The 20928-nt window shown below is 38.5% G+C and carries 17 protein-coding genes and 1 pseudogene; all 18 read right to left on the bottom strand.

Annotated features, from left to right (window positions below):
- On the bottom strand, positions 1–168 hold the full coding sequence (locus tag IPH52_28545) for a hypothetical protein (protein MBK7058932.1): 168 nt from the start codon (positions 166–168) through the stop codon (positions 1–3).
- A complete protein-coding gene (locus IPH52_28540) occupies positions 165–722 on the bottom strand; it encodes a hypothetical protein (GenBank protein ID MBK7058931.1) in 558 nt (185 codons plus the stop codon). Before IPH52_28540 ends, IPH52_28545 begins: the two co-directional genes overlap by 4 nt.
- A 369-nt stretch (positions 723–1091) precedes the next feature.
- Positions 1092–2738 carry a PglZ domain-containing protein gene (locus IPH52_28535; GenBank protein ID MBK7058930.1) on the bottom strand — a complete coding sequence of 549 codons (1647 nt, stop codon included), beginning with the start codon at positions 2736–2738 and terminating at the stop codon, positions 1092–1094.
- On the bottom strand, positions 2717–2911 hold the full coding sequence (locus IPH52_28530) for a hypothetical protein (protein MBK7058929.1): 195 nt from the start codon (positions 2909–2911) through the stop codon (positions 2717–2719). The genes IPH52_28535 and IPH52_28530 overlap by 22 nt, the downstream gene beginning before the upstream one ends.
- Before the next feature lie 59 nt (positions 2912–2970).
- Entirely contained in the window at positions 2971–4575 is a 1605-nt protein-coding gene (locus tag IPH52_28525) for a hypothetical protein (GenBank protein MBK7058928.1), read from the bottom strand.
- Entirely contained in the window at positions 4565–5659 is a 1095-nt protein-coding gene (locus IPH52_28520) for a DUF1016 family protein (protein ID MBK7058927.1), read from the bottom strand. The genes IPH52_28525 and IPH52_28520 overlap by 11 nt, the downstream gene beginning before the upstream one ends.
- 129 nt (positions 5660–5788) lie before the next feature.
- Positions 5789–6115, bottom strand: coding sequence for a GIY-YIG nuclease family protein (locus IPH52_28515; GenBank protein MBK7058926.1), 327 nt, complete (start codon positions 6113–6115; stop codon positions 5789–5791).
- A 1134-nt stretch (positions 6116–7249) separates the two neighbouring features.
- A complete protein-coding gene (locus IPH52_28510; protein MBK7058925.1) occupies positions 7250–8137 on the bottom strand; it encodes a hypothetical protein in 888 nt (295 codons plus the stop codon).
- Positions 8138–8269: 132 nt separating this feature from the next.
- The gene (locus IPH52_28505; protein ID MBK7058924.1) at positions 8270–9949 is read right to left on the bottom strand and encodes a hypothetical protein; all 1680 of its coding nucleotides are present in this window, start codon (positions 9947–9949) and stop codon (positions 8270–8272) included.
- 317 nt (positions 9950–10266) lie between these two features.
- Positions 10267–13329, bottom strand: a pseudogene (brxC, locus tag IPH52_28500) (BREX system P-loop protein BrxC).
- Positions 13330–13872: 543 nt separating this feature from the next.
- Positions 13873–14166, bottom strand: coding sequence for a DUF1788 domain-containing protein (locus IPH52_28495; GenBank protein MBK7058923.1), 294 nt, complete (start codon positions 14164–14166; stop codon positions 13873–13875).
- A complete protein-coding gene (locus IPH52_28490; protein MBK7058922.1) occupies positions 14163–14489 on the bottom strand; it encodes a hypothetical protein in 327 nt (108 codons plus the stop codon). Before IPH52_28490 ends, IPH52_28495 begins: the two co-directional genes overlap by 4 nt.
- Complete coding sequence (locus tag IPH52_28485) at positions 14486–15244, bottom strand: hypothetical protein (protein ID MBK7058921.1); 759 nt, start codon at positions 15242–15244, stop codon at positions 14486–14488. The genes IPH52_28490 and IPH52_28485 overlap by 4 nt, the downstream gene beginning before the upstream one ends.
- Positions 15237–15830 (bottom strand): BREX-6 system BrxE protein, encoded by a 594-nt coding sequence (gene brxE, locus IPH52_28480; protein ID MBK7058920.1) that lies wholly within the window; start codon positions 15828–15830, stop codon positions 15237–15239. The genes IPH52_28485 and brxE overlap by 8 nt, the downstream gene beginning before the upstream one ends.
- 286 nt (positions 15831–16116) lie before the next feature.
- On the bottom strand, positions 16117–16326 hold the full coding sequence (locus tag IPH52_28475) for a hypothetical protein (protein MBK7058919.1): 210 nt from the start codon (positions 16324–16326) through the stop codon (positions 16117–16119).
- 224 nt (positions 16327–16550) lie between these two features.
- Positions 16551–18203 carry a chaperonin GroEL gene (gene groL, locus IPH52_28470; GenBank protein ID MBK7058918.1) on the bottom strand — a complete coding sequence of 551 codons (1653 nt, stop codon included), beginning with the start codon at positions 18201–18203 and terminating at the stop codon, positions 16551–16553.
- 14 nt (positions 18204–18217) lie between these two features.
- Complete coding sequence (locus IPH52_28465) at positions 18218–18502, bottom strand: co-chaperone GroES (protein MBK7058917.1); 285 nt, start codon at positions 18500–18502, stop codon at positions 18218–18220.
- A gap of 569 nt (positions 18503–19071) precedes the next feature.
- Positions 19072–20463: a DEAD/DEAH box helicase gene (locus IPH52_28460; GenBank protein ID MBK7058916.1), complete on the bottom strand. Its 1392-nt coding sequence runs from the start codon at positions 20461–20463 to the stop codon at positions 19072–19074.
- Positions 20464–20928 lie beyond the last annotated feature (465 nt).

Genomic DNA, 20928 nt, shown 5'->3' with positions numbered 1-20928 from the left:
TTATTTATTACCTAGTTTATAAATTTTCCCTTCTCCACTGTATTCAATAGAAACAGAAAACTCTAACTCATTCGAACGGTCTTGGAGGAAAATAGAGAATTGCCGTAAAGCTCTTGCTGATTTTCTTGGATCTGCAAAGATTCGATGAATTCCTATTTCTGTAATCATACCTGAGCTAGACGAAAGGAGGGTCTTGAGGATAATCTGTATATCACTCTCCAGGTTGGCAGGAAGATTTGTGACAGCCTCTTTCTCCACTTTTCCATTACAGTCTCTTTTTTTGTTTCCACATTTGCACTTGTGTTCCCTCGAAGTGGAATTTTCACATTGGAAATCCAAGGCTCAATTTTACTTTTCAGAGAGGGACTCCAAATTCGAACAGAAGCTTTCTCCTGAAATACAAATTCACTTGGAGTAATCACTTCAAACTCAAGTGAATACTTACGATTAGGCTCTACTTCGACTTCATTGGTAAAGAATTTAACAGTATTGGATTGTAGAATTCGAATTCTTACATTTTCTACTTCGTGTAATTCAAGGAGCAAAACTTGATTTTCTTTAAATAAAACATTGTCATTTTTGGAAACAACTTGCAGTTCTAAACTATGCCTATCTCTACTCAGTTTAATTTCTGCCTCAATTTCATACTTGACTTGTGGGATTTGTGTTTGTTTTTTAGAGTCACTCAAAATGGTAATAACAGGGATTATCCGCTCTTGCAAGAATTTCCACCATGAAAGAAACCCTTGTTTGTAGGTGCGTCCTTAAACACTTTAGGCTCTTTTAAAAAAACTAAGTCATATGGAGAATGTAAATAGAGTAAAGAATCCATTGACACCAGAATATTCAGGAGAAGTAATCTTATCTTCCTGAATCACATAACGCCTCTTCCACGAAAACTGACAGGACTCTCACTCCTTGACCTAGAATGCTCCGAGTCAATTTCATATTGGATAAAACCATGATCGGAAACAATAGAAAAATTCTCATACCCTGATTCTCTCAGTCTCTCAATTCCAATTTTTATTTTAGAAATCGTATCTTCAAAGAAATCAAATCCTTTAGATAAAAATCCATTTTCGCCCGCATCATCAATTTCTAAAGAGTGGATAACAGTGAATTTGACTCGATTTGAGTTTAGGCTCTAATTCTTTGTAGTTGCGATGGATTTCATCTAGTGTAATCCACTCTACATTTCGTCGGCTTATTTCTTTTAAAATCAATCGTCTGTCCTCTACAGAGGATACTTGTCGATTGCCCGCTTTAAAACCACGAATGGATTTTTTGTCTTTATCCAAAATGGGCTCTAAGCTACCTTGCTTCTCTGAAGGAACTAACGCATTCATACCAACAGAGGTAATCGTAGGTAACTCCGCATAGATAGGAGTAATCACAGACTTGATTCCCGCTTCGAGTAATTTATCATTTAACAAAACCCCAATCTCATAACGCATAGCATCTACAAAAAAGACAGCCGTTTTTCCCTGCTCTAGAAGTGGACTCACAAAATTATGATAAAAGAATCTCTGTTGGAGTCTAGACTGTGTAGGCAAAAAGCCATTAGCCTTACAAATACTTTGGTAATGATGATTGATTAAATTCAGCCAATCAGAATATTCCAATCGAATCAGCTTTCGAACATTGGATACTTCCTTGTAGTTCTGACTCGAAGACTGCATAAGAGCCTCTGTGGAATTACCAAAGCTTCGATACTCTCTATCAATCTTATACAATTCTTGCGAATAACGCTCCATTGCCTCTTCTAGCGATTTTGTTTGTTGGAAAGAAAGTTTTGTTTTTGTAATGCTATCTGCCAGATTAGCTGTTAGCTCTATCCAATTCCAAAACTCAGAAACGCGCGGGTCATTTTTTTTCCAAAAAGATTTTTGTCTATCTCGATGAAGTAAAATTGCTTTTTCATATTGATAGCCATTCAGAAAGCGAAATGCCTCTGTTTGATGAACCGTGTCTTCAAAATAAAAAGTATCAATCGAACCAAGTTCTTTAGAACTTCTCTTTTCAATTTCCTCACCGAATATACCCAGTCCTTGAATTTCTTTCGAAAGGTCATGATACGCAGAAGGCTCATTATCTCTAAGATGATTTAATACTTCTTGAATAGCGGGTAAGTATAGTTTGCCTAACTCTTGCAATCGAACGAGGTCTTCCGAATAAGGCTTACAATTTTGTAAGTCCATTACGTATTCTCTACCTAAAAGAAAAAAACCAAGCGGTAGGCGAAAGATGCTATGATCTTCACTTGTCCTTGCTGCAATCTCGTCTCTCTCTCCCAATATTTTTTTAGTAAGATCAGTAAAATACCCAAACGTTTTCTCAAATCCTTTTTCCATTTTTAATAGAGTTCCTTTCGGATGTTTCTCTACATTATCTAAAAGGGTAGTTTTATTTGAGAGAAGATTTTTAGCAAATTCGATAACAGACTTGGGACTCTCAAAGATCGACAAATCCAAATTATCCCCCGATAGAATAGACTCCAATTGTTGGAAGTTAGCAGGTAGACTCGACTTAACTTTTCTAAGTTGATCGGGCGACAGATAACCACCACTCACTTGGTCGAGTAATTCCTTCACATCAGAGGGAATCGAAATCGACGACTTGAGGACTTCTAAAAAAGGAGTCTTATCTATATTATCCGCACCAATGTAAGGAATATAAACCAGACAATCCGGCTTCTTTGTATCTTGCATAAGCTCGTTTAGCGAAAGTATAGATTCCAAAAAAGATCCCTGAAACCGAACCAATTTGTATTTTTATTTCCCGCTTTTATTTCTTCATCAAGCAAGTCAATATACGAAGTAAACAAAGCATCTTTGTCAATCCAGGAAACCAAACACTCCCGATTCACTTTCAAATCAATAAACGAACTAATAGCCTCATAAAGTATACTCATAATTTACTCCTCTCGTCATCTTAATTGACAATGCTGTCATGGTGAGCCTGTCGAACCATTCATCTGTGTCCATCCGTGTTCATCCGTGGTAATCTTTTCTTGGTTTGCATCGCAGAAGCAAAGCCTTCCAGCATAGGTGTTGGATTACTAGAAGTATCCGCTGAGGAAGAATTTTTCTCTTCCCATTTCTTAGCGGCTTCCGGGTGAAGCTCTTTAAACAAATCTCTATCTTTATAAATTCCATAATTAGAATGAGCAACTGCAAGAGAAGGGTCTACTTTACATTTGCCGAAGACTCGTTTTGGAAAATAGCGCATAGCAAGATGCGACCAGTCATAGTCTTTTTTGCCCTGTGGTTTTAAAATACCCTGCCAGATTTCTTTTGGCTTTTTCCATTGAGGGCTAAGAAGCGGATGAAGAGCAGAAGAGTTCACCATAACGCCATCGTCTAAGTCCATAACGTAAGGAACTTTTGCTTCCAACTGATTTGTGTCAATCCCTTTCGTGTTAATAACATCTAATGTATTTCGAAATTCTTCTAACTCCAAAACTAACTTTTCTAATTGAAGGATGTCTTTATCGAGTTGTTTTGCCTCAGTAGAATTTGCTTTTGTCTTTGCTTCTTGGATGCTATCAAGTCTTGCTTTCATAGCGTTCAAGTCAGGATTTAAAAAATCGGAGAGGATAAAGGCAAACGTCCCTGTAGTCCAGGTATGGATATTAAAATAGAAAACAAAATTTCTCTTCGCACTCGACAAAGGAAAATAAATAGGACGATTCTCATACTTAGAAATATGAAGATCAAAATAATGCTCCCGAAAAAAACTAACCCAATCCATTCCTTTACTAGATGCGTCACAGTCTTTCAAAAGAGCAATCTCCATTTCATCCCAAACTTCTTTGGCTTTCACCTCACCCAATTTATAGACTAACACGTCTTTTGCTCTCTCTATAATCTTACCATCCACCATACTCACACTCGATCCAATAGAATTTCGCAAATCCGCAAGACTAGTAAAATACATCCCACCACTAAGCGGCTTAGGCGCATTCTCCTCCCGCTCTAAACTTTTCTCTTTTAACCTTTCACTAGCCAAGTCCACAAGTCCACCAGTCTGTGCATCAAACCGACCTAGCAGCACTCCAACAGTAAAACCCAGATGCCGCATAGACTGCTCAACTCTATCCACCTTGCGGATAATACCGAGATGCCGTCTAATCTTAACAATCGTCTCCGGATGTAAAAGAAATTCACGCGACATACCTTCCAGGTTCAAAATCTTATCTCGATCTTTGACCCCATTTGCCTTATAGACCACATAACCCGCTTCCCATTTATAAGTCCCATTTAGATACACATCCGCAAAATAAGAACCAAACGCCTGCGAATCAACACTAGGAATATCTTCCAACTTCTCAATCGAAACTTCCTCACCAATCCGCATACTTTCAATTTGCCTCTCGGACAGCTTGGGAAGTAACCCAGCGGATAATCCCACTTCTTCTTGAATGGCTTTAACCGTAGCCTCATCAAATGTCTTAAACACATCGCGGTCTATATCAGCCCGAATCAAAATCTCTTTTAATTCAAACTCCTCCGACGGAACGATTAGAGAAATCGTAAGAACATGATTCATATTGTCTTTAAGTATGTTAGGTTTCATTTTCTAATTCCTTCTCAATTTCTTCTATGGAAGGTAAACTGGATTTTAAATTTTCCGGTAATGATTTCTTCAATTTACTTTCCCAGTTTGCTACACCGATTGGATTTGTATAACCGGAAAGGGAATACTCCACGACTAATTTATTTTTTGATTTTACTAGCAGTAAACCAATGCTTGGCTTATCGTCTGGGTGGAGCATGGTTTCATTTACAACATTCAAATACATATTTAGTTTACTCACATAACCGGGGTTAAACTCTCCCGCTTTCAATTCCACAACTACAAAGCATCTGAGTTTCAAATGATAAAATAATAAATCAATATAAAAGTCTTGATCGCCAAGCTCCAGATGAACTTGCCTACCAACGAAAGAAAATCCCTGTCCTAGTTCCAATAAGAATTTCTGAATATGACTGATTAACTTTTGCTCCAATTCTGCTTCCAAGCGTAAGTCATCTGTTCCTAAAAAATCAAAAACATAGGGGTCTTTGAAAAGCTGGGATGTAAAATCTGATTCTAGCGGCGGCATAGCTGTCTTAAAATTATTTACAGTAGAGCCTTGTCTTTTATGCAACTCCGATTCAATTTGAAAAGCAAGCATATCTTTTCCAAAACCATTTTCTAAAGTTTTAACTGCATACCATTTTCTTATCTCTATATCAGAAATTTTATCTAATAATGTTATATTGCTCCGCCATGGAATTTGTGCAACGCAGAGTTGCACAAATGCAAAATCGGTCCAAGCACTAGCAAACTTTCTCATGTATTTTAAATTCCTCGGAGAAAATCCTTTTAGCTCCGGAAATGCTTTTTTTATGTCATAAGACATTCTATCAATTACTTTGGCTCCCCATCCTTCCTTTTCTTGTCTTTGTAAAATTGCATTTCCAATTTCCCAATATAACACAATCATTGCACTGTTTGCAGCAATAACTGCCTCTACCCGTTTCTTCGAAATCCTATCTTTAATTTCTCTAATAAATTCAGAATAACCTTTGGGCAAATGTATATTAGTCTCAGGAAGTGGAAATACAACTTCCTTTGTTTCTTTACCTCTTTGCTTTCTGTTTTCTTTTTTACGCATAATCTTTGTTATCCATCATACATACTCCGCGTCACGTTCGATACGTGGCTTTTCTTTATACTCAACCTTTCTACTCCACACACTACTCAGTGACCAGTCTTCTTACTATTCTACCTGCAGAAAATCCGGTCACTGAGTAGCCACATCCTTTCGTGGCGTATCGAACGTGACCTTTTTACTAAAAATCTTTTTCGCAAGTTTTGGCAAATCATGAAGTCTACCTTCCACCAAAGCAATTTTCTTTTTTCTCACCCATTTTTGAATTTGCTTCTCTCTATAAAAAGCATCATCAATTCGATCGTATTCTTCATAATAAACTAACTCCACAGGAAGTTTTTTAGAAGTATGATTGGCACCTTCGCCAGACTTATGCTCTTCCAATCTTCTTTCTAAATCCCACGTGCTTCCAGTATAATAAGAATCATCCGCACATTGTAATATATACATATAGGGCATAGACTTTTTCTCCTTATACTGCTCTTTCTCATACGTCACGTTCGATACGCTTAATAAGAATTAAGCTACTCAGTGACCGAACCTTTTACTATACTCCAACAACAAATTCCGGTCACTGAGTAGCCACATCCTTTCGTGGCGTATCGAACGTGACGATTACTCATACACATACTCCACGTTAGTCTCATCCCGCGAAAATTCCTCGTCATACAACGCTCACGTTCGATACGCGGCTTTCTCTTTTTACACAACCTTTCTACTTCACACGCTACTCAGTGACCGAACCTTTTACTATACTCCAACTACAAATTCCGGTCACTGAGTAGCCACATCCTTTCGTGGCGTATCGAACGTGACGATTACTCATACACATACTCCACGTTAGTCTCATCCGCGAAAATTCCTCGTCATACAACGCTCACGTTCGATACGCGGCTTTCTTTTTTACACAACCTTTCTACTTCACACGCTACTCAGTGACCGAACCTTTTACTATACTCCAACTACAAATTCCGGTCACTGAGTAGCCACATCTTTTCGTGGCGTATCGAACGTGACGACTACTCATACACATACTCCACATTAGTCTCATCCCGCGAAAATTCCTCGTCATACAACGCTCACGTTCGATACGCGGCTTTCTCTTTTTACACAACCTTCCTTCTCCACACACTACTCAGTGACCGAACCTTTACTTATACTCCAACTACAAAGACCAATAGAATTTCTCTCTACAAAAAAGTCCGGTCACGTTCGATACGCGGCTTTTCTTTATACACAACCTTCCTTCTCCACACACTACTCAGTGACCAGTCTTTAACTAGGCTACCTCGACAAAGACCGGTCACTGAGTAGCCACATCCTTTCGTGGCGTATCGAACGTGACGATTACTCATACAAATACTCCACGTTAGTCTCATCCCGCGAAAACTCCTCGTCATACAACACCCTCGCTCGCTCGATATAGTCCTGCCAATTTTCTACAACAGGAATGGTCACGTTCGATACGTGGCTTTTCTTTATACACAACCTTCCTTCTACACACTACTCAGTGACCGAACCTTCACGAGGCTACATCGACAAAGACTGGTCACTGAGTAGCCACATCCTTTCGTGGCGTATCGAACGTGACGATTACCCATACAAATACTCCACGTTAGTCTCATCCCGCGAAAACTCCTCGTCATACAACACCCTCGCTCGCTCGATATAGTCCTGCCAATTTTCTACAACAGGAATGGGAAGATTCTTGATGTCGCCAACTTGGTTGTTAATCGTTGGATTGATAGACTGACTTACATAAGGGACTACGCGTGTAGAAAGAGCTACTTGTAATTTCTTTGGATTATCTGGAAACATTGAAGATGCCGCTTTATCGAATGCGGATTGATATTTCCTTATTCGACAAAATAAATCACTCGCCCCTATGTAACTATACGAAATTCCTTGTTTGAAATAATAATCTGGAGACTGTACGCCACCTCCACCTCCTAATTTCCATGCATTTTCTTGTATCTCGATAAATTGATTGATACCATTGTTAATTAAAATGCAATCTTTTAATGGTTCAAACCATCTTCTGGTTCCAGCACCTTTGACTAGAGGGACAAATTTAAAATATTTTTTGACTAAAACTTCATCTATTAAACGAATAAAAATATTTTTAATTGAAAGCTCCCAAAATACTCGATAAAACCTATCATTGTTTCTGGAGTTTGTTCCAGTTTTAACATCCCCAACATCCCCCACCTTATCCGCGCCCAGATACCAGTTGCGGAAACTTTCTGTCCACCAGTAGATCATTGGGCTTCCTTCGATTGCGGCAAACTTGCGTTGGTCGAAGTGGTAGATGCGCTTGGGCGGTTGATTGAGAAGATACGGTTCTTTGTAATATGGGTCTTGTCGAAAGTTGCCGCTACCAATTCTAAAGAACATACTTTCTTTTTGATTTGCTTCATTTCTAAGAATAAAGCATGTGACAACGCAAAGAACCCAGTTTGTGTTAAATCTTTGAACGTCCATACACCTAATTGAACCAAGATGTCTAACGTATAATTTTCCAGTATGAACATTCTTAATTTTGTAAATTTTTCTATGAAAAGAAAATTATGCGCTGTTAGGAGCGCAAAGAATCCGCCTTTCTTTAATCTATTCTTAAAACAATAAATAAATAGATTCATATAATTCATTTGCACCATTTATAAATATAATACTTGCATCTTCATCAACCTTGACTTGAGACAAATAAGGCGGATTAGCCACAACCACGTCATACTTTGCGTCGAGGAGTCTAAGGAGTCTTAGACCGCGGGTGAGTTGGGTGCCTAGGGTGAAGATGCCTAGGTCGTTGCCTTGGTCGTGGTTGTTTACGAATTCTTCTAGTTTGGTGTAGATTGTTGATTCGCTTTCGCGGGCGAATAATCCTTGTTTGTCTAGCTCTGTTTTGATCTCGGTTCGGATTTGGAGAAGTGAGCCTAGCACGTCTGATTTTCCTAGGACTGTGATAAGAGACTTTGCCATCTCAGTTGGAATTTTTGATTCTGTGCAGAATTGCTCTATGAATGCATCTACTGTCTTTGGGCTTGTGTTTGCTCCGATGCTCGGTCTTGTTGCGACTAAGTTGATGCGGGATAATCGGATTTTGCCGTGTTTCTTTGCTGTCGTGTAAAGACTCGCCACCGCTATCTGCACCGCTCTTGGGTCGAGGTCGATTCCGTGTAAGTTGTTTTCTAAGATCGACTTTGCAATCTCTGACTTTGTAAGTGGCTTATGCGCCTTATCCAGATTAGCCTTGATTCTATCTTCTTCTTCGTAAAGATAAAACAGTAACGTAAACGCATACAACAAAAAATGCCCCGACCCACACGCTGGATCTAAGAGCTTTGCCTCTTTGATTGACACTATCGCTGATTCTACTTCGTCTTTGGTTAATTCTCTTTCTAAGTAGTATTTCCAATGCTCTTCTTCGTCCTCTCCTATCGGAAGAGGAGTATCCTCAGAGATAATTTTCCTTTCAATCTTTAAATTATGCTCTTCCCTCTTCACTCTTAACTCTTCAATTCTCTTTACCGCCGTTGTATCCCATTTGTTTTTTTGACAAATCGCAAGCCATAGATTACCGAGGCTATTTTGCAGTAACCACTCCACCATGTAACGCTCAGTAAAAAGCTGTGTCGCCGAGGCAATTTCTTTTCCCGCCACTTTGCCTTTGTCTTTGACTCGTTCGTTGATAGCTTCTCTATCAGGATCATTCCAATACTGATAAATCCAACCCGCAGTAGTATCATCCAAAAACGCATTCGCAAGACTCGCCTCATTCCAAGTCTCGTAGAGGGTAAATATAAGTTGCCTCGGAATCCCAAACGCTCTATCCGCAGAGTCATCTAGAAATAACCCAGGCAGCTCCCGCGCATAATAGTCCGAAACCTGTCTCGTCAGAAACAAATACCCTTCATCCACTTCCCTACATAAACTCGGACAGAATTCGTTAAATTCCTTCCAACCATCAGACGCTTTTAACCCTTTAAACACTTGGTATTTTTGAATTCCCAACACCTCAAGACGCATCAGAAAAAAAGTCCTGTTCAAGTAAGTATAACTTCTTTCAATGATGTATTCCTCTAAACTCATTCCAGTAGTCGCGAGCTTACTCTGTATTAGCTTCCACTCCTGAAACTCCACAGGCTTTTTTTCTCTTAGTTCCCGCGTCCTCTTCTCTTCATTTGCAATCCCCAGATAATACTTAGTAGTCGCAAAATCCGTAAACGATTGTATAAGCCCAGCTTTCAGCGCTGCCACTTCTGATTTCAGTTTTTTTCTATCGTTAGAGTTCATAATCCCCCGTTCCCCCTTTGCAAAAGGGGGTATTGTGAAAGTTGTATCCATTTTTGTAAAAGAAAAAATAATACGAAGCAAACCATAAACGAACCCCCGCTCAGCGCTGCAGGTAGGTTAAACCAGTCCCCAATCTCTTTGTCATAATTGGATATCACAAATTGTGATTTCCAAAATCCATTCATCTGTCTTACATCCATATCATATCCATCGTATCCTTTTTGTAAAAAAGAAGAAATAGTAAAAAGCCCCACTTAAAACTACTACCCCCTTTCTCCACACCCTTGGCCCCCGCCCCCCCAGGGGGCAAGGGGGATTTATACCAACCTAATCGAATATCCTTTCCCAAGTTCAGAAAGACATTTACTTTCCAGTTCAGATAAAACTTTGCGAAGGTCTTCTTCGGTAGAAATATCTTTGTTGGTCAAATTGTGAGTAACCTTTCGAATTTCTAGCTTCACTTCTTTTCGATGTAGGAATTCATCTAACAAGTCATTGGCGCGAGCCTTGTCTCGTTCGATTTGATTTCCTAGGTTACGAATAAAAAGAAGTGTAGGATAGAGACTTCCACTGTCTTGCGATTGTAAAGAAGATTCTAAGATAGATTTAATTTCTTGTTTTTCGTTGTCGGATAATGAGTCGAAGCCTCTTCTAGTTTGAACTTGGTAGTAGGCAGATTCTACTTCTTGTTGGTTACGTGTGATTATTCCCAGACGAATTTCTTTATAAGCAGTTTGAATTGCGTCGTAGGAAGAAACTAAGTCAGCCAAATCCTTCCACGGTTTATCAGAGCCTAATTTCTTTTGTATTTTTTGAATGTCTTCTTCTAGAGCAAAGTCTTCTTCGATTTCACTGAGTTGGCGAATCTCATGCTCTTTAAGATTGATAAATTTACGAATCCTCTCTTCACTCTCAGGAGTAAAATAAGTCTTAGCCTCACGAAAGAGTAAAATTCCTTCTTTTAATTCGGGGAGTAAATTCTTTAGCATTTTAACAGAGCCTGCAACCGATTTATCCCTTCGACAAAGATCTAGATTTCGATGAAGGTCAAGTAACTCTGCGGGTAAGGGCAAACTTAGCTTACTAATTCGATTGTTTAAGTCCAGAACCGATTCTACAAGACTTGGAAAATGTTTAAAGATTGCTTCGTGAATGCTATTATTATCAACGGCTACACCCGCGAAACCCAAAACATCTACAAAAAATTCAGCGCATTGTTTTTTATCCCTCGGACCTATTTCAATATCCTGATTCGACTGAAGTTCAATTTGTTTAAAGCTAGAAGAATTTAACAGCGTGTCTTTGATTCCTTCGTCTTTGTAACTCGTTGCCTCTCGTCCATTTGCTTGTTTGATCTTAATCGTCTCCGCACGAAGAAGACCCACGACTACAGCTTGTATTACGTTTTGCGGATAACCAAACGGTTGCGATCCAAAGTAACCAAGTAAAAATTCACCCTTCACACTTACCTTGTCTTTGATAAAATCTAAAATCCTCTGAGGGATACCTCTATCGGCTATCGGTTCGTATTTCCCCGCTTGTCTTGTCAATATCGAAAGTCCATCACTTCCATCGAGTAACGCAGGAGAAGGAGAAATGATTTCTGTTTCAAACAATTTCTCAATTTCTCTTTGCGTAACGTTTACCTGTGCATCTCTAAATCGTGTATAGATTTTTGGAAGATAACTTTCTAATTGTTGTCTTACCTTGGCAAGAAATTGATCGCTAGAGTTGTTATAATTAAACACAAACTCTATTCCTAGAAAATACAATTTACCAGATCCCCAACATTGTAAGAGTTCTTTTTTAAATCTATCTTTATCATTTTCTACTTTGCGTTTTTCATCGTCGTATACTTTTTGTTTTCCTTTACTAAGATTTCCTTTATGTAAATTTAACATCTTCTCCGATTGCAAAATCATTCTAGCAAGAGAGTCCGATTTATCGGTATCACCGGGGACAAACAGTATAAACCGCTCCTTTGAATAATTATTCGGAAATTCTTTTTGACTTTCGGAAATAAAATAGTCCTTAGTCGCATCATAAAGCCCATCCGCACGATAGTGTAAGTCTAGACGAACTTTAGGAAGAGGCTTATTCTTTTCTACTTTTCCTTTGTGAGAAATTTCTAACTCTATCGGTATATCAAACATCTTAGGTCTAGCCATCGACTCAAATATTTCATTAGAAAATTGATTCACCAAAAAACTAATCTCTTCTTCGCTAACGGCTAATCGTGCTTTGTCTTTCCCCCATTCTTGAGCGACCGTATCCTTGATGCGGTAACCCCGTTTATCCTCAAGGTAGATAAAATTTTCTTTATCAAGTCTCTCTAGTGCTTGCGTAATCAATTCTTTAGAAGCAGGCTCATTCACATGAGAATAAAGCATTCTCTGGACAAGCTCGCGGGTCACAGGCTCTTTCTCAGAATTCATTTCGAGAATAGCAATGATTCTAGCGATGTCAACCGCATGAGGCATTTCGTGACTCAGTCGATTGGTAATGCTGTCAATCGTAAGAGCAATCTCAGACCCAAGAGCCGAGCCGATGATGTCATACACGTCCTTCATGGTGACAAGTGAGCCAAGTTCTTTGTCTTTGAAATTGGTTCTCTCACTATTAAACAAATCATAAATCGTTTGCAACACACTTCGCACAGAAGCAGAGTCCGCCTGCGCCTTCGCAGAATAAAACTTAATCGACTGACTGATCTCAAGTAGAAGTGGCACATAAGAAGGAAGCAAGGGGTAAAAGTCGATTAGCTCCTCTTGCGTAACTTGCTCGGAGTTGTAGCCGTTGTTTTTAATTTTGCTAATTGTTTCCTGGTTAAAAAGCGTTTTTAAATGAGAATTTTTATCGTCCGATTTTTTTAAGATTCTTCTTCTTACAATTTCATTCACATTCGTCTTATGTAAGTGAACTCTAAACTTGGCAGGAAAACGATCTTGCATTTTAGAAATCTCAATACCTGGAACATTGTCTTCTAGCTTTTCTTGTCCAGTGACAAAAAGCCAAATCGGATTTCCAGACAAAGAACCAATCTCCGATACAAAGGTTTGCAGATTGAGCATTCGGTCTGTGTTTTTTCCAATAAACTGACTCATCTCGTCTATAACAACGAGTAGCCGCTTACCTGGATGACTTATCTCAATCATGTCTTTGATGTCACTTGCAGCTCTTCGGATTGCCTCTACTTCCTTGAGAGCTTGATTATTGTAATGCGTCTTAAACCAATCCGTTGGTCTAGGAAATTCATTTGGATAAAGTAAATGATAGATGTAAGAAAATTCGTCGGGTGATTTAGATTTATCTTTTTCGTTCTTCCATTCATTTTTATAATGCTCTCGGTATTTTTGTAAGAAGAGCTCATACTCCCTTCTTTTTGTAGCGCCAACTCATACCTAGCCACAGCTTCTTTATTACTATATCCAAGCTCTACTTGTATCTGTCTATAAATCACAGACGAAGGAAGCTCTAAAGATTTTGCCTCTGCACTAATATCAAACACAACCGCAATCGTATTTCCAAATTTTTCCTTACACTCTTTCCAAACCTTCCCGAACTCATGAGCGTTAGCCGTATCATCTCTTTCAATAAGAGCATCCGAAAGAAGTTTACCCGAAGGAAGTTTTATCTCACCGAATGACAAACCAAGAAGCTTGGCAAACGACGATTTACCCGAACCAAAAAAACCAGATATCCAAGAAGCAGGATTTTTCTCATCCGTCCCTAACGAAGAAGACATTGCCTTTAATAACTTCACATACTGTTCATGAATCCCTGTTTCTTCCCGATCATTTTTACTTGTGATTACATATTCACCGACTTCACGAGCGAGAGTCTCTGGATTTTTCTGGTGAAAATAAATAACCGGATCAATGGTAGCAGTAATGTCACGCGCGAGTAATTCTTTAATCTTCATATCAATACATCCTTGGTCTATAGTTGGAATCAGGACTCATAACGCCCATATAACTGAGAGAAGTGTCAGACGTTCTAGTTCCCGGGTAGAGGAAAATAACAGGTAACCCCTTCGTGTTGGTTAAAAATTTCAAAAGAGAAGAAGTCCGATAAAAAGGATACAAAAATCCGGCTCTAGTGATAAACACAATACCTTTACGTCCTTCTAGATTTTCTTTAAACAAATTTATTTTTTCAATTATGGATTTAGAAATACCATTTTCACTTTCTAAAATAGGAGTAAACAGATCATTCACAAGTTGAAATGGATCGTTAAAGTCTTTATCGTCTTCAAAAAATCTTTTTCTCTTTGGATGATTTCTTCAATCGACCAATCATCGACTCGATTTTTCGCAAGCTCAATGCATTCATGCGCTAAATTGATTTCTAAAATTTGAATGTCCTTTTTCTTTATATCCAAAATGAGTTCTTGAAACTTTGCTCTCATTATAAATTCTTCTTCAGGAGAATAGACAAAGATAGAGAACGGATAATTCTGAGATTGCGTTACTTGCATTCCTTCTGGATGGATAATGTCTTTCTTTAAATCGTTCAGTCTTTTGGTAAGATCACTATTCATAGATACACTACTCCCTGTATTTGCTTTAATTGAATGCTCGGACTGTCCCCATACCAGCTAACAGAGATATACCCCTTTGCAGCAAGTCTATCGAGTCCAGAGCGCAAATCATCTTTATCTTTAAAAAATCCTAAGTAAATATCGGTAGATGGCAATGAATTCAAATCAAACTGAATGGATTGTAACAAATACAATACATAGTAAAAACCAAGCGGAGAATACTCTAATCTAACTCTGGCAAATTTTGATTTGCCGCTAACCAAACCAATAGATTTAAAAGCACCAATGAGCTTAGAGGAATACGTAATCCTGGTATTAGCACGAATATTTTCACCCATCAATGGCTCGATAGCACGAGCAACTTGGTCTTTAGAAAATTCATATCCCTCTGAAATCGTGGGTAAAAATTTACAAGCAAACCATCGAATATTTGGATCGGTGACAATGAGGTGAATTAGAATTATCCACTTCCAATCAGCATTTCCAAAGAGAGTAAAGTTAGATTTTAAAAAAGAAAAAGCATTTTGAAATATTAAAAAACGCGAATGAAATACTTGGACTATATTTTTAATTCTCGCATCGCTTTTATTTCCAAACCATCTCTCGCGAATGATTTGATCTTTAGAAATACTTTTACCATCAGATGGATATCTTTCGATAAAGATTTTTGTTTCACTCGGAAGCGAGCTGATTTTCAGCAAATGAAAATGAGGCTTTGTAATAATAAATGAATTTTGCCCCATAACTTCATTCATGGTAAGGAAAAACCCAATCCCCTTTTTCTAACACAATCAAGGCTAACAAGGGGTAAACGTTCTCAATAGAAAGTTGATTCTTTTCCGAAATCTTATCCAAGACTTTGAGACCAAAACTTGTCCCTTCAAACTTAGGCTTCTGTAAATCCTTGGTAGTGAGTTTAAATTCTTCGACTAATCGCTCTTTTCCCGCACTCGAGTCCAAAACACGAGCAACCTGTGCAGGAATATCATTCGGAAATCGTTTCCAATGAAACCATCTATCAGAAAGTATAGATTCTAATTCAGGCGGAGATAAAAATAGAGAAAGGAAAATGTCTTGGTTATTTGCTTGATGGATTCGAGAAAGCTCCAATGCTTTTGCCGATTCAATAGGAGCTTCAACAGCAGAAAGATAACCTACGCTAGGATTATCATCCGGTAGAAGTTTCTGAAAAAAAGCGCCACCACCTTCTGAATCAGTAGCATCTAAATTCTTATCCCACCATTGAAATCGCTCAGATTCACCAAGCCTTGCGACTAAAATGCGATAATACAGGTATAAATCCAAGTGATGTGTGGTAAAATTGTAGGTTATAGTTTTCATCTGGAAATATTTTAAACTTACAACCAGACAAAATAGGATATAATCCGCAAGAAAAAAAGAGATTCACTAGGATTTTTTTAGGTAATTAACAAGCTTTCATTACTTCCTATGACAATTCAATCTTTACTTCTAAAAAAAGACCATAAAGAAAGAAGAAAACCTGCTACTGTTATAGTTGTGATGAACAAGGAATAATAGACTTCCATTTCTTTCAGCAAAAAAACTGCTGATACGATAACTCCAATAAAGAGAGCAAAGAGAAAAAACAATACTTTATCCAAGAACATTATTGATGAATTTCCTTTAGCTCTCGAATCTTCTTTACTTCCATTCCTAAATTATCAATTGATTTTTCTAAAGATTTAAAGTGACTTTCATTTTCTTCTTTTAATTCCTTTACAACACCATTCTTTATTATCCTCAATCCGGTTATAATTAAACCAGCAATTGAAAATGTAAGCGCAAGAATAGTCATGATTAGTTGATAAGTTGTCATTTTTTCCTCTCAATAATTATAGACATACTTCATCAGAAACCGTTTTAAAAAACAATACAAAAAAAATCTAAAACAAAACCAAAAGACAACATAAAATCAGAAAGCCAAACCACCCCCCCTCCAACAAACACAAAAAAAAGCCCCACCGTTTCCGATGAGGCTTCATAGCATTAGACTAATGCGGAGTATCCGGTCGGTGAGCGTAGTCGAACCGACCGATTATACTACATCATTCCGCCCATGCCTCCCATACCACCCATTCCGCCCATACCACCAGGCATTCCACCACCAGCACCACCGTCTTTCTCAGGTTTGTCTGTGATAGTAACTTCAGTAGTGAGGATCATTGCACCGATAGAAGCTGCGTTTTGTAGAGCAGAGCGAACTACTTTAGCAGGATCAACGATACCAGCTTTGATAAGGTCTTCCCATACCATAGTGAGTGCGTTGTAACCGATGTTACCTTCTTTACCACGAGCTTCTTCAACGATTACAGAGCCTTCGAGACCAGCGTTGTTTGTGATCATTCTAATTGGTTCTTCTAGAGCGCGTAATACAATTTTTGCGCCAGTAGCTTCGTCGCCTTCAAGTTTAAGAGCTTTAACAGCAGCTTGAGCGCGTAATAGTGTTAAACCACCACCAGCTACGATACCTTCATCAACAGCAGAACGAGTTGCGGATAATGCATCTTCAACGCGAGCTTTTTTCTCTTTCATTTCTACTTCAGTAGCAGCACCTACATGTATTACAGCAACACCACCAGCAAGTTTAGCAAGACGTTCTTGGAGTTTTTCTCTATCATATTCAGAAGTAGTATCTTCTACTTGTTTTTTGATTTGAGAAATTCTTCCTTGGATGTCTTTATGAGTTCCTTTGCCTTCGATGATCGTTGTGTTTTCTTTGTCGATAGTTACTTTAGCCGCACGACCAAGAGTTTTGAGGTCAGCGTTTTCTAGTTTCATACCGAGGTCTTCAGAAACAACTTGTCCACCGGTTAACACAGCGATGTCTTCGAGCATAGATTTTCTTCTATCTCCGAATCCAGGAGCTTTAACAGCAACGCAAGAGATTGTCTTACGGATTGTATTTACAACGATAGTTGCAAGAGCTTCGCCTTCTACTTCTTCTGCAATGATTAAGAGTGATTTGCCGCTTTGAGCAACTTTCTCAAGAACTGGGAGAAGGTCTTTCATAGAAGAAATCTTTTTGTCATAGATTAAGATAAACGGATCGTTTAGAGTAGCAGTCATGCTTTCAGGATCAGTTACCATGTAAGGAGAAACATATCCTCTGTCGAATTGCATACCTTCTACTACATCAAGAGTAGTTTCGATAGACTTAGCTTCTTCTACAGTGATTACACCGTCTTTACCTACTTTGTCCATTGCATCAGCGATTAGGTTACCGATTTCTTTGTCGTTGTTTGCAGAAATAGTTCCTACGTTTGCGATGTCTTGTTTGTTTTCGATTTTTACAGATTTAGATTTGATGTATTCAACTGCTGCGGTTACAGCTTTGTCGATACCGTGTTTGAGTGCCATTGGGTTAGCACCAGCGGTTACGTTCTTTAAGCCTTCAGTGATTATAGCTTGTGCTAAAATAGTAGCAGTAGTAGTTCCGTCCCCAGCGATATCGTTGGTTTTGGTAGATACTTCTTTTACCATTTGTGCGCCCATGTTTTCGATTGGATCTTCTAAATCGATTTCTTTCGCTACAGTTACCCCGTCTTTAGTGATAGTAGGAGCACCAAATTTTTTGTCGATAACTACGTTACGTCCCTTAGGACCAAGAGTTACTTTTACTGCATTTGCAAGTTTGTTTACACCTGCTAATAGTTTTCTACGGGCTTCTTCGTTGTATTCAATTACTTTTGACATATTTTATTCCTTCCTTATTTTACTACTGCGAGAATATCGCTTTCTCTTACGATTAAGTATTCTTTTCCGCCCTGTTTAACTTCAGTGCCGGAATATTTTCCGTAAAGAACAGTGTCCCCTACTTTAACTTCGATAGGAACAAGCTTTCCGTCTTCGTAACGTCCGGATCCTACTTCTACTACTTTTCCTTCTTGTTGCTTTTCTTTTGCAGTGTCAGGAACATATAAACTTCCAATTTTTTCTTCAGCCTCTGATTTAGGCTCTATTAAAACTCTATCGCCAAGTGGTTTGATAGCCATATTTTTTAACTCCTTAGTATTCGTATTTAGCACTACCTATTTAAGAGTGCTAATTTATGAAGCCATGATAAAATAGAGCTACAAAATCGTCAAGCACTTAAAGGTCGAGAGTGCTAAATTTATAAAAAAACTCAATTCTAGACTTTTGCTTGCCTTTCTTGAAAGATGTGCCAAACATACCGGTATGTGGTCAAAATTAATAGTATTCGTTCTTTTCTTATCCGTTTTTAATACCTGTGGCTCAGTCAATTCATGTAGAAATAACTGTAAAACAAATGCCTATGCCTGCTACCTACTTTTTACTGACAATACAGTTCCTCAAAATAACAAAATCTTGGGTTTCCTTTTCTGCCAAATTCTCGAAAGCGATTGCAACGGAAAATGTGGCGGGGGAAGCGGATCTTCTACAAGTTCCTCTAGAAGCAGTAGCAGTTCGGGCGGAAGTAGAAGTTCTGAGGTGAAGCAGCTCTTCCGGTGGCGGAAGTAGCAGTGGTGGAAGCGGAGGAAGCAGCCATGAGATTAGTCCAGCATTCTAATGCCGACTAATCATGATTTGCCTCTGAACCAATTTATTTACTTCGATTTCCTTTTTTCTTAAAAGAAAAAGCCAAATCTTTTTGTTTTCCTTTTGGCTTACTAGAAGACGGGCGTGATTTATTTTGATCGCCCTCTTTTTTATGACCACCATTTCCATTGGAATTACCATTTGAATTGCTTGCATTTGACTTTCTTGGTCGCCTATCTCCGCCTGCACCACCACCACGTCTATCTCTAGGATCTCTCGGTGGTCTATCATTTGAGCCGGGCTCTGCTTTAGGAACAGGACTTCCAAACGGGAACGGATGATCGGCATTAACCTGAATCGTTCTTTTTGCTAGACGCTCAATGGATTTAAGATAATGTCTTTCTTCTTTGTCACAAAAAGAAATTGCTTTTCCAATAGCCCCTGCTCTTCCTGTTCTTCCAATTCTATGCACATAGGCTTCAGGCTCGTTCGGCAATTCGTAGTTAATCACATGTGTAATTTCATCCACATCAATTCCGCGAGAAGCAATGTCAGTAGCGACTAATACGCGTAATTTCCCACTCTTAAAACTATCAAGAGCTTTCTGTCTGGCACTTTGTGTTTTATTTCCATGAATCGCATCCGATTGAATTGAATTTCTATTTAATTCTTTTACTACTTTATTTGCAGTGTGTTTGGTTCGAGAAAAAACCAATACACGAGAAAATGCTTCATCTTTTAATAAGTGCATTAGAAGCTGATTTTTATTGCCTCTATCTACTTGGAAAAGTTCTTGCTCAATGTTTTCATTGGTAGAAGAAACTCTTGCTACTTCAATGCGAAGTGGATCTTTTAGAATTTCATCCGCTAATCTTTGAATTTCTTTTGGCATCGTAGCTGAATAGAATAGCGTCTGACGTTTTGGTGGGAGTTTACCAATGATTTTGCGCACATCATCAATAAAACCCATACTTAGCATTTTATCTGCTTCATCTAATACGAGCATATTGACTCCATGAAGCTTCACAATTTTTTGATTCACTAAATCTAAAAGTCTTCCGGGAGTTGCTACTACTATATCAATCTTTCCTCTAAGGACAGCTTCTTGGTTTCTCTGGGAAACTCCCCCATAAATCACTGCGTATTTTTGTGAGGCAAATTTGCCGTAGACTTTAAAGCTTTCTCCAATTTGCACCGCCAACTCACGAGTAGGCGCTAATACGAGAGCTTGGATTCCACCATAGATATTTGTCTTGGGACGAGCTTGTAATTTTTGTAATACTGGTATTGCGAAAGCGGCAGTCTTGCCTGTTCCTGTTTGTGCGGAACCGAGAATGTCTTTTCCTTCTAACGCTGCAGGAATTGACTGAATTTGAATTGGTGTAGGTGTGGTATATCCTTCTTGCTCTAAGGCTTTACAGATTGGATCGATTATATTTAAGCTTTTAAATGTCATAAGTCATGTTTTCACTCGACCTCGACAGGGATAGCTCAATTTCAAGGCGAATTCTCGATTTGGTTTACTACGCTTATCCCCTCGTTGCAGTTCATCTTGCGGTTCATGTTGCAGTTTATCTATAGTCATGGAGTTTTAAGAGTATAGATGAACTGATAGAAGAACTGCAACATGAACTGGTAGTTGAAGTGACCTAACCTAGGATTTTACTGTTTCTTGTTGAATATTCAGAATTATCCCTTCTAGAACAATCATGGAACTTATTTATTAAAGGTTTAAAATTTTGTAAATACCCAGTATTGAAAACGATTCTTATAAACCAGACAGGAAAGTAATTACTAGACAAAGCTAGCACTTTTTTTCTTATGGCGATTATAGTTGGTTTCCACATTGCACACGCTAATTTGTTTAAAATTTTACGCGGTTTAAGAATAACTTGGGCAGTTTACAGTCAATTAGCCGCTC

Source organism: Leptospiraceae bacterium (assembly GCA_016708435.1).
Classification (GTDB): domain Bacteria; phylum Spirochaetota; class Leptospiria; order Leptospirales; family Leptospiraceae; genus UBA2033.
Note: the sequence above shows the minus strand (reverse complement) of the source record. Positions and strands in the feature narration are given on the sequence as shown.

Excerpts from the sequence above, each read along its gene's own strand:
- IPH52_28545 (MBK7058932.1), bottom strand. The coding sequence starts at position 168 with ATGATTACAGAAATAGGAATTCATCGAATCTTTGCAGATCCAAGAAAA.
- IPH52_28530 (MBK7058929.1), bottom strand. The coding sequence starts at position 2,911 with ATGAGTATACTTTATGAGGCTATTAGTTCGTTTATTGATTTGAAAGTG.
- IPH52_28525 (MBK7058928.1), bottom strand. The coding sequence starts at position 4,575 with ATGAAACCTAACATACTTAAAGACAATATGAATCATGTTCTTACGATT.
- IPH52_28520 (MBK7058927.1), bottom strand. The coding sequence starts at position 5,659 with ATGCGTAAAAAAGAAAACAGAAAGCAAAGAGGTAAAGAAACAAAGGAA.
- IPH52_28515 (MBK7058926.1), bottom strand. The coding sequence starts at position 6,115 with ATGCCCTATATGTATATATTACAATGTGCGGATGATTCTTATTATACT.
- IPH52_28510 (MBK7058925.1), bottom strand. The coding sequence starts at position 8,137 with ATGGACGTTCAAAGATTTAACACAAACTGGGTTCTTTGCGTTGTCACA.
- IPH52_28505 (MBK7058924.1), bottom strand. The coding sequence starts at position 9,949 with ATGAACTCTAACGATAGAAAAAAACTGAAATCAGAAGTGGCAGCGCTG.
- IPH52_28490 (MBK7058922.1), bottom strand. The coding sequence starts at position 14,489 with ATGAATAGTGATCTTACCAAAAGACTGAACGATTTAAAGAAAGACATT.
- IPH52_28485 (MBK7058921.1), bottom strand. The coding sequence starts at position 15,244 with ATGAATGAAGTTATGGGGCAAAATTCATTTATTATTACAAAGCCTCAT.
- brxE (MBK7058920.1), bottom strand. The coding sequence starts at position 15,830 with ATGAAAACTATAACCTACAATTTTACCACACATCACTTGGATTTATAC.
- IPH52_28475 (MBK7058919.1), bottom strand. The coding sequence starts at position 16,326 with ATGACAACTTATCAACTAATCATGACTATTCTTGCGCTTACATTTTCA.
- groL (MBK7058918.1), bottom strand. The coding sequence starts at position 18,203 with ATGTCAAAAGTAATTGAATACAACGAAGAAGCCCGTAGAAAACTATTA.
- IPH52_28465 (MBK7058917.1), bottom strand. The coding sequence starts at position 18,502 with ATGGCTATCAAACCACTTGGCGATAGAGTTTTAATAGAGCCTAAATCA.
- IPH52_28460 (MBK7058916.1), bottom strand. The coding sequence starts at position 20,463 with ATGACATTTAAAAGCTTAAATATAATCGATCCAATCTGTAAAGCCTTA.